Below are 13,537 nucleotides of genomic sequence, written 5' to 3'. Positions count from 1 at the left end.
GAGGAGTGGGGGTGGGATTGGGTGGTGGGGGTGGGATTGGTCGGCGGTGGGAGTTGGTGTGGTGATGATCGATGGGCCTTACTACTGGCTGGTGGTGCTGGGGGTGCTCGGGACCGGCCTGGTGGCCGGGGTGTTCTGCGCGTTCTCGACCTTCGTGATGCGGGGACTCGCCGCACTGCCCCCCGCACAGGGCGTCGCCGCGATGAACTCGATCAACGTGAACGCGGTACGGCCGCCGTTCATGACCGTGTTCGCCGGCTCCGCGGTGCTGTGCGCGGTGATCGCGGTGGTGACGTTCGTGCTGTGGCCGGACGAGGGGACCGTGGAGCTGCTGGTGGGCAGCGCGCTGTATCTGTTCGGCTCGTTCGGGCTGACGATGGTGGCGAACGTGCCCCGCAACGACGCCCTGCTCAAGCTGGACCCCGGCACCCCGGAGGCGGCGGCGTACTGGCCGACGTACGTGCGCGAGTGGACGACGTGGAACCACGTCCGGGCGATCGCCTCGGGCGCCGCGGCGGTGACGTACGTCCTGGCCCTCACCTGAGGGCGCGGCCCGCGCCGGGCACCCGCACCGCACTCTGCGCACGTGGCCCATGAGTCGTATCGTGGCCGAAAGAAGTTCCGCAAGCGTGCCGCCCGATGACGCACGGCCGCGTCGGACGCGTCGGCGTCACCAGCGCGAGCAAGGAAGACGGCCATGGCCGATCCCAAGGGATTCATGAGCACGCCTCGGCGGGACTGGCCTCGCAGGCCGGTCGAGGAGCGGGTTCGGGACTGGGACGAGGTGTACGTCCCCGGGGCGCTGCTGCCCCTCATCAGCAAGCAGGCGGACCGTTGCATGGACTGCGGGATCCCGTTCTGCCACGAGGCCTGTCCGCTGGGGAATCTCATCCCCGAGTGGAACGACCTCGTCTCCCGGGAGGACTGGCGGCAGGCCGCCGACCGGCTGCACGCGACGAACAACTTCCCCGAGTTCACGGGGCGGTTGTGCCCGGCGCCGTGCGAGGCGGGGTGTGTGCTCGCCATCAACCAGCCCGCGGTCACCATCAAGAACGTCGAGGTCGCCGTCGCCGACCGGGCCTGGGAGCTCGGGTTCGCGCCGCCGCGGCCGCCGGACCGGCTGTCCGGACGGACCGTCGCGGTGGTCGGGTCGGGACCGACCGGGCTCGCCGCGGCACAGCAGTTGACCCGGGCGGGGCACACGGTCGTCGTCTTCGAGAAGGACGACCGGATCGGCGGCCTGATGCGGTACGGCATCCCCGCCTTCAAGATGGAGAAGCACCATCTGGAGCGGCGGATCGAGCAGATGCGGGCCGAGGGGACGAAGTTCCGTACGTCCACGGCGGTCGGGCGGGACGTGGGGGCCGCGGAGCTCAGGACGCGGTACGACGCGGTGGTGATCGCGACGGGGGCCACGGCGTGGCGTGAACTGGACGTGCCGGGGCGGGAGTTGGCCGGGGTGTGGCAGGCCATGGAGTATCTGCCGCTGGCGAACCGCGTGTGCGAGGGGGATCTGGAGATCTCGCCCCTGTCGGCGGCCGGGAAGCATGTCGTCATCGTCGGCGGGGGTGACACGGGGGCGGACTGTCTGGGCACGGCGGTGCGTGAAGGGGCCGCGTCCGTCACGCAGTTGGACATCTACGCGCAGCCGGAGGGTGAGCGGGACGAGGATGCCGAGCCCTGGCCGACGTACCCGAAGATCTACCGGTTGTCGGCGGCGCACGAGGAGGCGCGGGAGTTGGAGACCGCGCCGGCGGCCGACGCGGACGCCCGGTTGTTCGCCGCGTCGACGCTCCGCTTCGAGGGGGACGAGGAGGGGCGGGTGCGGTCGCTGCACCTGGTCGGGGTGGATGCGGCGCGCAGGCCCCTGGAGGGGACGGGACGGACGCTCCCGGCCGACCTCGTGCTCCTCGCGCTCGGGTTCTCCGGGCCGGATCGGGGCGACGGGCTGGTGGAGCAGCTGGGATTGGAGATGGAGGCCCGGGGCACGGTCGCGCGGGACGGGGAGTTCCGTACGAATGTGGCGGGCGTGTTCGCAGCGGGAGACGCCGCTCGGGGGCAGTCGCTGATCGTGTGGGCGATCGCGGAGGGGCGGGCGGTCGCGGCGGCGGTCGACCGGCATCTGACGGGGAGTTCGCGGCTGCCGGCGCCCATCGGGCCGTACGACCGCCCCATGACCGTTTAGGGACTGTTCAAGGACAGGGGTGCTCAGGGGTGCTCAGACCCTCTCGTCCGTCCCCGCCACCTTCCCCGTCGACAGCGCGACCCTGTTCCACGTGTTGATCGTGAGGATCAGGGACAGGACGTGGGCCAGCTCCTGTTCGTCGAAGCAGGCGGCTGCCCGGGCGTAGACCTCGTCGGGGACGCCTCCGTCGGCCACCAGTGTGACCGCCTCCGTGAGGGCCAGGGCCGCCTGCTCCCTCTCGGTGAAGAAATGGCGGGCCTCCCGCCAGACCGGGACCATGTGGAGGCGGTCCTCGCTCTCGCCGGCCTTGCGGGCGTCGTTGGTGTGCATGTGCAGGCAGTACGCACAGCGGTTGAGGTGGGAGGCGCGGATCTGGATCAGTTCGACGAGGGCGGGGTCGAGGCCCTCGCGGGCCGCCGCGTCGAAGCCGATCAGGGCGCGGAACACCTTCGGCGCCGCCTTGGCGAGGTTCAGCCGAGCCATACCGGTCACGTGCGTGTTCGTCGTCGTCATGGGACCAACCTACGGGCCTCAAAGACCGGCTGTAGGGTGCATTTCCATGGCGGAATCGTGGGTCAATGACGTGGAGCGGATCGGCGGCTCCGACCTGCATCTGGAGCTCTCCGGCCCGGGGAGCAAGCGGGCCGCGCTGACCCGGGCGCTGCGGGACGCGGTGCGCAGCGGCCGGCTCGCCCCCGGCACCCGGCTGCCGCCCTACCGCTCGCTCGCCGCCGACCTCGGCGTCGCACGGAACACGGTCGCCGACGCCTACGCCGAACTCGTCGCCGAGGGCTGGCTCACCGCCCGCCAGGGCTCCGGCACCCGCGTCGCCGAACGCACCCGGCCACTCCGGACCGCGGACCGGTCCGGGCCGCCCCACACCGCCGTACGCCCGGAAAAACCCGCGCCGGCCGAGCCCCCGCACCCACACGCGCGTGCCACCCGCCACGACCTCCGCCAAGGCACCCCCGACGCCTCCGCCTTCCCCCGAACCGCCTGGCTCGCCTCCTACCGCCGAGCCCTCCAGCAGGCCCCCAACGAGGTCTTCGGCCCCGGTGATCCGGCCGGACGCCCCGAGCTGAGGGCGGCCCTCGCCGAATACCTCGCCCGCGCGCGTGGCGTGCGGACCGAGCCGGACCGGATCGTCGTCTGCTCCGGGTTCGCGCACGCCCTGCGGCTGCTGTTCGGCGGCGGACGGGTCCTGCGCGGTCCGCTGGCCGTGGAGGCGTACGGACTCCCCTTCCACCGGGAACTGCTCGCCGCCGAAGGCGTACGGACCGTGCCGCTCCCGATCGACGACCGCGGCGCACGGGTCGACCGCCTCACGCGCGAGCGGGCCGTACTGCTCACGCCCGCGCACCAGTTCCCCACCGGCGGTCCGCTGCACGCCGAGCGGCGGGCCGCGGTGGTCGACTGGGCACGCGCGCGTGGCGGGGTGGTGCTGGAGGACGACTACGACGGGGAGTTCCGCTACGACCGCAAGCCCGTCGGCGCCCTCCAGAGCCTCGATCCCGAGCGGGTGATCCTCGTCGGCTCGGTGAGCAAGAGCCTGTCGCCCGCGGTGCGGCTGGGATGGATGGTGCTGCCCGAGCGGTACGTCGGTGACGTGCTCGCGGCCAAGGGGGAACGGGAGGCCTGGGCGAGCGTCCTCGACCAGCTGGCCCTCGCCGACCTGATCGTCTCCGGGTCCTACGACCGTCACGTACGGCGGATGCGGCAGCGGTACCGTGCCCGCCGGGACCGGCTCGTCGCCGCGCTGGCCGAGCGCGCGCCGCACATCGAGGTCGGCGGGGTCGCGGCGGGGCTGCACGCGGTGCTGCGGCTGCCGCCCGGCACCGAACGGTCAGCCGTGAGGGCCGCGGCCCGGCGGGGCGTCGCGCTGGACGGACTCGCGGAGTTCCGCCACCCGGAGACGCCGGACACGACGAACAGGACGGACAGGACGGACAGGACGGACACAGCGGAGAAGGACGTGCCCGCCCGCGACGGTCTGGTCGTGGGCTACGCGACACCGCCCGAGCACGCGTACGGGGCGGCGCTGGAGGCGCTGTGCGCGGCGCTGCCGCCGAGGAGTGAGACCTAGGCGGCCCGGGCGGCCGCAGTGGATCCGGGGAGGGGACCGGTCAGGGCTTGCGCCCCACCGCCCCGTACCCCGGGATCACCCCGTCGTCCTGGCCCGGTACCGGGTCCCCCAGCTCGGGGTGCCAGGACTGCGGCACCTCGACGCCGGGTTCGACGAGTTCCAGGCCGTCGAAGAAGCGGGCGAACTCCGCGCGGGAGCGCAGGGCCAGGGTGACGCCCGCCGCCCTGAGCCTGTCGACGGCCGCCTGCGACTCCTCGGGGGTGAAGTCGGCGGTGGCGTGAGTGGCCACCAGGTAGCTGTCGGAGGGCAGTTCGGCGAGCAGCCGGCCGACCAGTTCGTGCGCGCCGTCCTCGTCGGAGACGAAGTGCAGCAGCGCGATGAGGGAGAGCGCGACGGGCCGGGAGAAGTCCAGGATCTTGCGCGCGCCCTCCAGGACGGCGTCCGGGTCGCGGACGTCCGCCTGGAGGTACTCGGTGGCGCCCTCGTCCGTGCCCCGCAGCAGCGCGGCCGCGTGGGCGAGGACGATCGGGTCGTTGTCGCAGTAGACGACCCGGGCGTCGGGCGCGATCCGCTGGGCGACCTGGTGGAGGTTGGGCTCGGTGGGGATGCCGGTGCCGACGTCCAGGAACTGCCGGACGCCGTGGTCCGCGAGCCAGCGGGTGGAGCGGTGCATGAAGGCCCGGTTGACCCGGGCCATCACCGGCACGCGCGGGTCGAGAGCGAGCATCTGCCGGCCCATCGCCTCGTCGACCGGGTAGTTGTCCTTGCCTCCGAGGTACCAGTCGTACATCCGCGCCGGGTGCGGCTTGGTGGTGTCGATCTCGGCCATTGGTGATTACCCATCAACCCGTCAGTGATTACTGATCAATTGAGCAAGGAAGCAAGAGAACAAGGGAGCGAGCGAGAAAAGGATCAAGGGAACAAGGGAACAAGCGGGTCACGAGAGAAGGAAGTCGGCCACCCCCGCCTTCGCGCCCTCGATGAACGCGGTCATCTCGTCGGTGGTGTAGATCAGCGCCGGTCCGTCCGGATCGGTGGACTGGCGGACGGCGATCCGGCCGTCGGCGAGCTTCATCGCCTCCAGGCAGTTGCCGCCGTTGCCGCCGCTCCACGGCTTGTGCCAGCCTTCGCTCCCCAACTCCCGGGCGGGCATGCCGTTGTAGACGGGGATGCGCGGCTTGATGCGGTTCATTCACAACTCCTTGCGGAGGTCCCGGAGGATCTCCTTCGTGCGATGTGCTGTAGCGGCCTGCGCCGCCATGCGGTCCATGACCTCGAGGTGGGTCGCCACCTCGACGCGCGCGTCCAGATAGATCGCGCCGGTCAGGTACTCGCTGTAGACCATGTCCGGAAGTTCGGGCACGGCGAATCGGAAGAGCACGAAGGGCCCGTACGTCCCCGGGTGCGGCCCGCTGGCGAACGGGGCGACCTGGAGCGTCACATTGGGCAGCTTCGTTGCCTCGAGCAGTTTGTCGATCTGGGCACGCATCACCTCCGGGCCGCCGACGGGGCGGCGCAGCACGGTCTCGTCCATGACGACCCACAGCCGGGGCGCGTCCTGACGGGTGAGCAGTCCTTGACGTTCCATGCGCAGGGCGACATGGCGCTCGATGTCCTCGGGGCTGGTCTGGCCGATGGCGCCCGAGCGCAGCACGCCACGCGCGTAGTCCTCGGTCTGGAGCAGACCGGGCACGAAGTGCGGTTCGTACTCGCGGATGAGGGCGGCCGCGCCCTCCAGGCTGACGTGCATCGAGAACCAGCCGGGCAGCACGTCGTGGAAGCGCTGCCACCAGCCGGGGCGGTTGGCGTCCTCGGCGAGCTGGACGAAGTCCTCGGCCTCCTGGTCCGAGACGCCGTAGGCCTTCAGCAGCAGCTGGAGGTAGGGGATCTTGAGGCCGACCTCGGCCATCTCCATCCGGCGGACGGTCGCGGGGGCGACGCGGAGGATGCGGGCGGCTTCCTCGCGCTTGAGCCCGGCGCGTTCCCGCAGGTCCAGCAGGCGCCGGCCGAGGACGACCTGGCCGACCGTCGGCGCGGACCGCGGTTCGCTCACGCTCCACCTCCACGAAGTCACGAAGTCACGTACGCCGTCATGTACGCCGTCACAGCCACCTGCATGCTGACAGCCCAGCGGCGCCATTCGAAGACCTGAATCGAAGATCTGTACGGATACAACCCTCGGTACGAATACCGATACGTACGGATCTACGGTGATCCCAACTGGCGCCGCTCAACATGCTGTTGCGAGCAGTGTGCCACGGCATCCCACCGCGTCACACAGCACTCTGCATTTTTCAGAGTGACACTTGCCAAGTGTTCACGACGGGGCGATAGTGGCAAGCGTGATTCCGTCCCCGCCCTTAGGAACAGACGCCGCCGAAGGCCGCCCCCAGGGTCTCGGTGCCGCCGGGAGAGTGGGGCCCGACAGGGCTGCCGCCCGGCGCCGGTTCCGTTTCGAGCTGGCCGCGCATCCGGGTTCCCCCGCGCAGGCCAGACGGCTGACGAGGGCCAGGCTGACCCACTGGTCGGTCTGCGAGGACACCTGCGACTCGGCGGCCCTGGTGGTCTCCGAGCTGGTCACCAACGCCATCGTGCACACCGCGAGCAGCCGTGTGGTCTGCGAGCTGCACGACAACGACGACCTGGTGCGGATAGCCGTACGTGACGAGGGCTGTGCGCCGGGTGAGTCCCACTCGTCCCCGCAGCGCGGCGAAGAGGAGCACGGGAGGGGACTGCTCCTGGTCGACTCCCTCTGTCACGCCTGGGGTGCCCATGAGCACGGTCCCGGGCTGCTGGTCTGGGCGGAGCTGCCGCGCAAGGCGGACGAGCCCCGCGAGGACACCGGCCCGCGCAACGACCTGGGCTGGGGTGCCCCTCCGAAGCCGGTTCCCTCCGGGGGGTCGGGCCAGGAGGACGAGGCCGAGGAGCACCACAGAGCCGGGCCCGACGGCGAAGCGCGCGGTCACGGTGCTGGGGGCGCGGGCGCATGGGCGTGAGCGGCGGGTCCGGCGGCCAGGTGCTGACCCTGGACTCACTGGTCCGCCTCAGACGCGGGCTGCGGGCGCCGGGGACGCCGTGCCGGCTTCCCGTGCCGCAGGGGATGACGGTGCCGCTGGGCTGCGACGCGGTGGGGATGCCGGCGCTGCTGGGACAGCAGCTGGTGCCCCGGCTGCCGCGGGTCGGGTGTGTGTACGCCGATGACACACACTGGTGGTGGCTCGTCCCCGCCGACTCCGACTACGCGCTCGAATGGCCCGCGCCCGCTCAGTACGCCACCGGGGCGGTTGTTCCGGACGCCCCGGTGGTGCCGTCCCTTGTGCGTCGGCCGGAGGGGACGTTGCCCTATACGCCGCCGATACCGTTGTACCTGGCGCTGTGCCGGTTGACGGGGACGACGCCTAACTGGTCGCGGCCGGTCAGCTCCGCGGGTTAGCTCCGCGGGTCAGCTCCGCTGGTTGGGCCGTCTTTCGGGTGCGGGTGAGTGGGGGCTGGTCGCGCCCGCGCGGCGGAGCCGCAAATCGACACCGCCCCGCGCCCCTGAGGGTGGGTGTGCGCCCCGCGTGTTTGCTGCTCGGGCTTCTGCGCCCTGCCCCCAGCCCCGCCCGCCCCGCCATAGTTGCCCCGTCCACGATCGGGGGAGGTCCGGGTGGGAAAGCGGCGTGGCTCAGGGCAACCCGGTGTCTCCGAGTCCGAGCAGCTGCTCTTCGGGGGGCCGCTGCGGTACGACGCGGGGTGGAACTCGCACTCCGACGCGTTTCTGGAGCTGGGGTTCCGGGCCATGGTCGTACGGCTGCCGGCGTTGTTGTCGGCCAGTCTTCGGCTGGCCTGGCAGGCGGACCGGTCGGCGGCGCGGACCGTGCTGGCCGCCGAGGTGGGCCGGGGCCTGGCGCAGGCCGTGAGTCTGCTCGCCGTCAACAGTGTGCTGGCCCGGCTGATCGGCGGGGGCCCGCTGGAGGACCGGCTGCGGGGGGCCGTACCCGCGCTGGTCACCATGGCGGCGGTGATGCTGGTCGGGGCGCTGCTGCGGGCCGCGTCGACGTACGCCACCGGGCGGCTGGAGCCCAAGGTGGAGCGGGTGGCGACCGAGCGCTATCTGGAGCGGGCGGCGGCCGTGGAGCTGGCCGCGATCGAGGACCACGCCTTCCACAAGCTGCTGGACACCGCGCAGTACGGCGCGAGCTCGGCGCGCCGGATGATCCCCTGCGCCACGCGGGTGATCAACGCGGTGATCTCGATGATCGCGGCGGCGGGCGTGCTGACCGTGCTGCATCCGGCGCTGCTGCCGCTGCTGGTCACGATGACGATCCCGAGCGCGTGGAGCGCGCTGACCATCGCGCGACGGCGGTACGAGTGGTACCACGCCTGGGTGCAGCACGTCCGCGCGAGCCGACTGCTCGGTGCCCTGCTGATCGAGCCCGAGGCGGCGCCGGAGATCCGGGTGCACGGGGTGGGCCCGTTCCTGCTGCGGCACTTCCGGTCGATGGCAGAGACGGCGGAGGCGGAGCAGGCCCGGCTGGCCCGCCTCGCGGCCCGCACGGGGCTGATCGCGGCGTCCTGGACGGGCCTCGCGACGGCGGCGACGTACGCGACGCTGGGCGGGCTGCTGCTGGGGGGAGCCATGGCGCTGTCCGTGGCCGGTACGGCCGTGATCGCGATCCGCACCGGCTCGCAGAGCCTGGAGACGCTGGTCATGGAGGTGAACGCGCTGCACGAGGACGCGCTGTTCGTCGGCGATCTCCAGCGGCTGTACCGGGAGGCCGCCGAGCGGGCGATCCCGGTGGGCGGGGTCGCGCTGCCGGACGACCCGCGCGAGATCCGCTTCGAGAACGTCTCCTTCACCTACCCGGGTGACGCGACCCGCCCCGCCCTCGACGACGTGACGCTCACCCTGCCGCTCGGCAAGATCGTCGCGCTGGTCGGCGAGAACGGCTCGGGCAAGACCACGCTGGTCAAACTGCTTGCGGGACTGTACGCACCCGACCGGGGCCGGATCCTGTGGGACGACGTGGACGCGGCGCGGGCGGACCGCCGGCTGCTCGCCGAGCGGGTCGCGATGGTCGCCCAGGACTTCAAGCGGTGGCCGTTCACCGCCCGGGTCAACGTGGCGGTGGGCCGCTCCTCGGTGCCGCTCACCGAGGAGCGGGTGTCGGGCGCGGTCGCGGAGGCCGGGGCCGGGGAGGTGCTGGAGGACCTGCCGCGCGGCCTGGACACACTGCTGGCCCGCAACTTCAGCGGTGGGCACGAGCTGTCCGGCGGACAGTGGCAGCGGCTCGGGATCGCCCGGGCCGCCTACCGCAGCGGCCGCATCCTGATCGTGGACGAGCCGACGGCCGCCCTGGACGCCCGCGCCGAGCTGGAGGTCTTCGAGAAGATCCGCGCCCTGGCCGGCACCGGTCAGACGGTCGTCCTGATCACCCACCGGCTGGCGTCCGTGCGCCACGCCGATCTGGTGCATGTGCTGGAGCAGGGGCGGCTCGTGGAGTCGGGCACGCCCGACGAGCTTCTGGCCTCCGGGGGTGTCTACGCGGAGCTGTACGCGCTCCAGGCCGAGCAGTTCACGGCAAAGGTGCCCGCCGAGGAGGCGGGCTGACCTCATGCGACGGCGTCGGCCGCCTCTCCACTGCGGACGATCACGAGGAACATGTCGGACGCGAGGTCCATGACGACCTCGGCCTGCATCCCCTCAAGACGCCTCGCCTGCGCGAACTCCTCCGCGGGCCACGATCCTCGCGGTCCGCCGGCGGGAAAGCGTTCGAGCACTGTTCGCCCGTTCACCACCCTGCACCTCCAGAAAGCGTTGCGCTCATCCGTAGGAGCGCTTGTAGGAGTTAACGCCTTCCAGGGCCCGATCGCCTCTCTCAGTTGCCGTACTGAGACGTAGCTGACACGCGTTCAGCGCGAAGCGTGAGAGTTCGGTTACTCAACGGTCACTTTGGCTACTTTCCGTGTCAGAAGTCGTACTCGTCGTGATACCTGATGCGCACAGAGCCGGCCGGCGCCCCGAGAGCGGACGCGCGCCCCTCGGGTTCCTCCCACTGCTCCTGCCGGCCCAGCGCGGTGAGGTCGAGGAAGCTGGTGGTCGAGCCGAGCCCGTCGAGGCCGCGCTCGTAGGTCGAGTAGGTGTGGAAGACCCGGTCCCCGTCCCTGAGGAAGCAGCTGATCCCGGGCCGCTCGACCTGCTCCCCACCGAATCCGTCGGCCCCGTCGGCCCCATCGACTCCGTCGGTCCCGTCGGCCCCGTCGGCTTTCAGAGTGACCTCGAAATCGTGGTTGAAGGGACCGCCGTACGACGAGTACCAGGGCACGGTCCAGCCCATCCGCGCCTTGAACGGCAGGATCTTCGTGTACGGCGCCCTCGACACGGCCGCGAACGTCGTCCCCCGTGCCTTCAGATGGGCCAGATGCCCGACCTGGTCGAGGAAGGCGGAGCAGCTGCGGCACCCGGCGTCCCACTCGGGCGCGAACATGAAGTGGTAGACGACGAGTTGGCCGCGCCCCTCGAAGAGGTCGAGCAGGGTGGCCTTGCCGTCACCGCCCTCGAAGACGTACTCCTCCTCGATCTCGACCATGGGCAGCCGGCGCCGCTCGGCGTTGAGCGCGTCCCTCGCGCGCGTGGCCGCCTTCTCCTTGACCAGCAACTCCGCGCGCGCGGCGCGCCATTCCTCTCGCGAGGCGATCTCCGGAAGTGCCATGGGGTCCCTCCTGTGCAACGGTCCGTCCCGAGTGGTGACCGGGGGCGGGGACGGAACTCATCGCCGGCGCGGGAGATTTCTGCTGTCGCTCAGGTGTCGTACTCCTGGATCCGCCCGCCGTGGCTCCGGTCCAGCAACGCCGGCATCCGCTCCCCCAGCTCCGCCACGACGGCGCCCACGTCGATGGTCAGCAGTTCGCGGTCCCGCATCAGCACGCGGCCGTCGACGATCGTGGTGCGGACGTCGGAGGAGCGGGCGCTGTGGACCAGGGTGGCGGCGAGGTCGTGGACGGGCTGGGTGTGCGGGCCGGTGAGGTCGACCAGGATGATGTCGGCGCGGCGGCCGGGCGCGATGCTGCCGACGACGTCGCCGAGGCCCACCGCGCGGGCGCTCTGGAGGCTTGCGTGGTGCAGGGCTTGACGGGACGTCAGCCAGCGCGGGTCACCGGTCGTCGACTTCTGGACGAGCGCGGTGAGCGCCATCGACTCCCACACGTCGAGGGAGTTGTTGGAGGCGGCCCCGTCGGTGGCGAGTCCGACCGGGATGCCGATGTCGCGCAGGGCGCGCACGGGCGTGGTGGTGGGCCAGGCGAACTTGAGGTAGCCGCGCGGGGCTGTCGCAACGGCCGTACGAGCGGCGGCACTTGAGAGAAGCGGCAGGTCGCGGTCGAGGATCCCGGAGCCGTGGGCGATCAGGACGTCCGTGTCGAGGATCCCGGTGCGGTGGAGCACCTCGATGGGGGTGACGCCGTGCCGGGCGAGGCTCGCCTCGGCCTGGTCGCGGTTCTCGGAGGCGTGCAGATGGACGGGGAGCCGGTGCTCGTGGGCGAGTGCGGCGGTCGCGGCGAGGTCGGCCTCGTCGACGGTGTAGGGGGCGTGCGGGGCGAGGGCCGTGGTGATGCGGCCACCGGCGCCGCCGCGGTGCCGTAGCGCGAACTCCAGTGACTCTTCCCGCCCTTGAGGCCCCTGCGAGGAGAAGTAGGCCTGCCCGAGATGCGCGCGCATCCCGCACTCGTCGACGACCGCGGCGACCGCGTCCATCGAGAAGTAGTGGTCGGCGAAGCAGGTGACACCGCCCCTGATCATCTCGGCACAGGCCAGCCGCGCCCCCAACTCCACGTCCTTCTCGGTGAGGTTGGACTCGATCGGCCAGACCACGTCGTTGAACCACTCCTCGGTCGGCAGGTCCTCCGCGACCCCGCGCAGGGCGACCATGGGCGCGTGGGTGTGGCAGTTGACGAGCCCGGGAAGGGCGATCTGCCCCCGCGCGTCGATGCGCTGCACCGCGGGCAGCTCTGCCGCCTGCGCACTGCTCGTCACCGACGCGATGACACCGTCCCGTACGACGATCGCCGCGTCCTCGACGAACCCGACCCGCTCTTGATCGTCGTGCGTGAGGACCGTGCACCGGGTGATGATGAGACCTGCGGGAGAAGGCGTCATACAGGCACCGTACGACGCGGTCGTGCCCTCGCAGTGGGTGAACCGCGCATCCCCGTCGCCGCTCTGTCGCGGCGGCGCCGGCGCGTGCACGCTGGCCTCAGCACCGCCCGTCGTACGCCTTTCGGAAGGGGTCCGGCATGCTCGTCGGCACCTGGAACCTTGAGAATCTGATGCTGCCGCGCAGCGGCGACGGCGCTCCCAGGACCGAGGCCGAGTACGAGGCGAAAGTGGCGGCCCTGGCCTCCGTGATCACCGCGCTCGACCCGACGCTGCTGGGCGTCCAGGAGGTGAAACAGGAGGAGGCGCTCGCCGAGCTGGCCAAGGCGATCGGCGGGGAGTGGCACATCGCGCTGTCCCGGCACGCCGACCGCAGGGGCATCCGGGTCGGCTTCCTGAGCCGCACCCCGCTGCGGATACGGCGGGACACCCATGTGTTCGCGGACCTGCTGCGCCCGGTACAGGGCGACGACGACCCCGCGCCGGACCCGCACGACCGGGAGACCAGCCGCGGCTTCCTCGCGGTGGAGACGGACACCGCGGACGGGGTGCTCCAGGTGGCCGTGGCCCATCTCAAGTCGAAACTGCTGTCCTACCCGGCCACCGGGGACAGGAGCCGCTTCCAGCCGCACGACGAGGCGGAGCGGGCCCGTTTCGGCGCCTACGCCCTCTATCGGCGGGCGGCCGAGGCGGCGACCCTGCGCGCGGTCGCGGACTTCCTGCTCGAAGGCGCCGGGACGAAGCGGGACGTGATCGTCCTCGGCGACATGAACGACGTGGTGAACGCCGCCACCACCCAGATGCTGCTCGGCCCGCCCGGCTCCGAGCTCGACAAGCCGCGCGCGTTCGCCAAGTCCGACCTGGGCGACCCGTTCCGGCTGTGGGACATCGCCCCGCGCATACCCGAGGAGCGCCGCTTCTCCCGGGTCAGCTTCGGACGCGCCGAGCTGATCGACCACGTGCTGCTCAGTCACCGGCTGGCCCGCCGCATCGTGGAGGCGGGGACGGGTCTGCCGGAGCAGCGGGACGACGCCCTGGAGCTGCCGTCGGTGGACGAGGACCCGAGGAAACGGGTGGGGACGCCCGGCTCGGACCACGCACCGGTGTGGGTGCGGGTGTGACGCCTGACCGGTGGGTG

General features: G+C 71.7%; 14 protein-coding genes. 7 read left to right on the top strand and 7 right to left on the bottom strand.

Annotation, left to right across the window (positions count from 1 at the left end):
• The first annotated feature begins 64 nt into the window (after positions 1–64).
• A complete protein-coding gene (locus ACFULQ_RS14520; protein ID WP_383542956.1) occupies positions 65–544 on the top strand; it encodes a DUF1772 domain-containing protein in 480 nt (159 codons plus the stop codon).
• A 153-nt stretch (positions 545–697) separates the two neighbouring features.
• The gene (locus ACFULQ_RS14515) at positions 698–2,185 is read left to right on the top strand and encodes a glutamate synthase subunit beta (RefSeq protein WP_383542953.1); all 1,488 of its coding nucleotides are present in this window, start codon (positions 698–700) and stop codon (positions 2,183–2,185) included.
• Positions 2,186–2,218: 33 nt separating this feature from the next.
• Here ACFULQ_RS14515 and ACFULQ_RS14510 read toward each other — a convergent pair whose 3' ends face one another.
• On the bottom strand, positions 2,219–2,698 hold the full coding sequence (locus ACFULQ_RS14510) for a carboxymuconolactone decarboxylase family protein (protein WP_383542951.1): 480 nt from the start codon (positions 2,696–2,698) through the stop codon (positions 2,219–2,221).
• Positions 2,699–2,744: 46 nt separating this feature from the next.
• Here ACFULQ_RS14510 and ACFULQ_RS14505 point away from each other — a divergent pair, with 46 nt between their 5' ends.
• Complete coding sequence (locus tag ACFULQ_RS14505; RefSeq protein ID WP_383542948.1) at positions 2,745–4,268, top strand: PLP-dependent aminotransferase family protein; 1,524 nt, start codon at positions 2,745–2,747, stop codon at positions 4,266–4,268.
• 40 nt (positions 4,269–4,308) lie between these two features.
• Here ACFULQ_RS14505 and ACFULQ_RS14500 read toward each other — a convergent pair whose 3' ends face one another.
• The 3 genes from ACFULQ_RS14500 to ACFULQ_RS14490 form a co-directional block, all read right to left on the bottom strand.
• A complete protein-coding gene (locus tag ACFULQ_RS14500; protein ID WP_383542945.1) occupies positions 4,309–5,097 on the bottom strand; it encodes an SAM-dependent methyltransferase in 789 nt (262 codons plus the stop codon).
• A gap of 108 nt (positions 5,098–5,205) precedes the next feature.
• Positions 5,206–5,460: a DUF397 domain-containing protein gene (locus ACFULQ_RS14495; RefSeq protein ID WP_123760041.1), complete on the bottom strand. Its 255-nt coding sequence runs from the start codon at positions 5,458–5,460 to the stop codon at positions 5,206–5,208.
• The gene (locus ACFULQ_RS14490; RefSeq protein ID WP_383542942.1) at positions 5,461–6,321 is read right to left on the bottom strand and encodes a helix-turn-helix transcriptional regulator; all 861 of its coding nucleotides are present in this window, start codon (positions 6,319–6,321) and stop codon (positions 5,461–5,463) included.
• A 280-nt stretch (positions 6,322–6,601) separates the two neighbouring features.
• Between ACFULQ_RS14490 and ACFULQ_RS14485 the strand changes: the two genes are divergently transcribed.
• The 3 genes from ACFULQ_RS14485 (at position 6,602) to ACFULQ_RS14475 (ending at position 9,858) form a co-directional block, all read left to right on the top strand.
• A complete protein-coding gene (locus tag ACFULQ_RS14485; RefSeq protein ID WP_383542940.1) occupies positions 6,602–7,264 on the top strand; it encodes an ATP-binding protein in 663 nt (220 codons plus the stop codon).
• Complete coding sequence (locus tag ACFULQ_RS14480) at positions 7,255–7,701, top strand: hypothetical protein (protein WP_383542937.1); 447 nt, start codon at positions 7,255–7,257, stop codon at positions 7,699–7,701. The genes ACFULQ_RS14485 and ACFULQ_RS14480 overlap by 10 nt, the downstream gene beginning before the upstream one ends.
• A gap of 213 nt (positions 7,702–7,914) precedes the next feature.
• Positions 7,915–9,858, top strand: coding sequence for an ABC transporter ATP-binding protein (locus ACFULQ_RS14475; RefSeq protein ID WP_383542935.1), 1,944 nt, complete (start codon positions 7,915–7,917; stop codon positions 9,856–9,858).
• Positions 9,859–9,860: 2 nt separating this feature from the next.
• Here the strand turns inward: ACFULQ_RS14475 and ACFULQ_RS14470 are convergent, their stop codons facing one another.
• The 3 genes from ACFULQ_RS14470 to ACFULQ_RS14460 all read right to left on the bottom strand — a co-directional run bounded on the left by ACFULQ_RS14470 (position 9,861) and on the right by ACFULQ_RS14460 (position 12,402).
• On the bottom strand, positions 9,861–10,043 hold the full coding sequence (locus tag ACFULQ_RS14470) for a hypothetical protein (RefSeq protein WP_383542933.1): 183 nt from the start codon (positions 10,041–10,043) through the stop codon (positions 9,861–9,863).
• A gap of 173 nt (positions 10,044–10,216) precedes the next feature.
• Complete coding sequence (locus ACFULQ_RS14465) at positions 10,217–10,960, bottom strand: DUF899 domain-containing protein (RefSeq protein WP_383542930.1); 744 nt, start codon at positions 10,958–10,960, stop codon at positions 10,217–10,219.
• A gap of 89 nt (positions 10,961–11,049) precedes the next feature.
• Positions 11,050–12,402, bottom strand: coding sequence for an amidohydrolase (locus ACFULQ_RS14460; RefSeq protein WP_383542927.1), 1,353 nt, complete (start codon positions 12,400–12,402; stop codon positions 11,050–11,052).
• Between the two features lie 137 nt (positions 12,403–12,539).
• Between ACFULQ_RS14460 and ACFULQ_RS14455 the strand changes: the two genes are divergently transcribed.
• Complete coding sequence (locus ACFULQ_RS14455) at positions 12,540–13,520, top strand: endonuclease/exonuclease/phosphatase family protein (RefSeq protein WP_383542924.1); 981 nt, start codon at positions 12,540–12,542, stop codon at positions 13,518–13,520.
• Positions 13,521–13,537: the final 17 nt, after the last annotated feature.

This window comes from Streptomyces sp. NPDC057253 (assembly GCF_042669125.1).
Taxonomy (GTDB): Bacteria; Actinomycetota; Actinomycetes; order Streptomycetales; family Streptomycetaceae; genus Streptomyces.
This window is presented reverse-complemented; position numbering and strand designations above follow the sequence as displayed.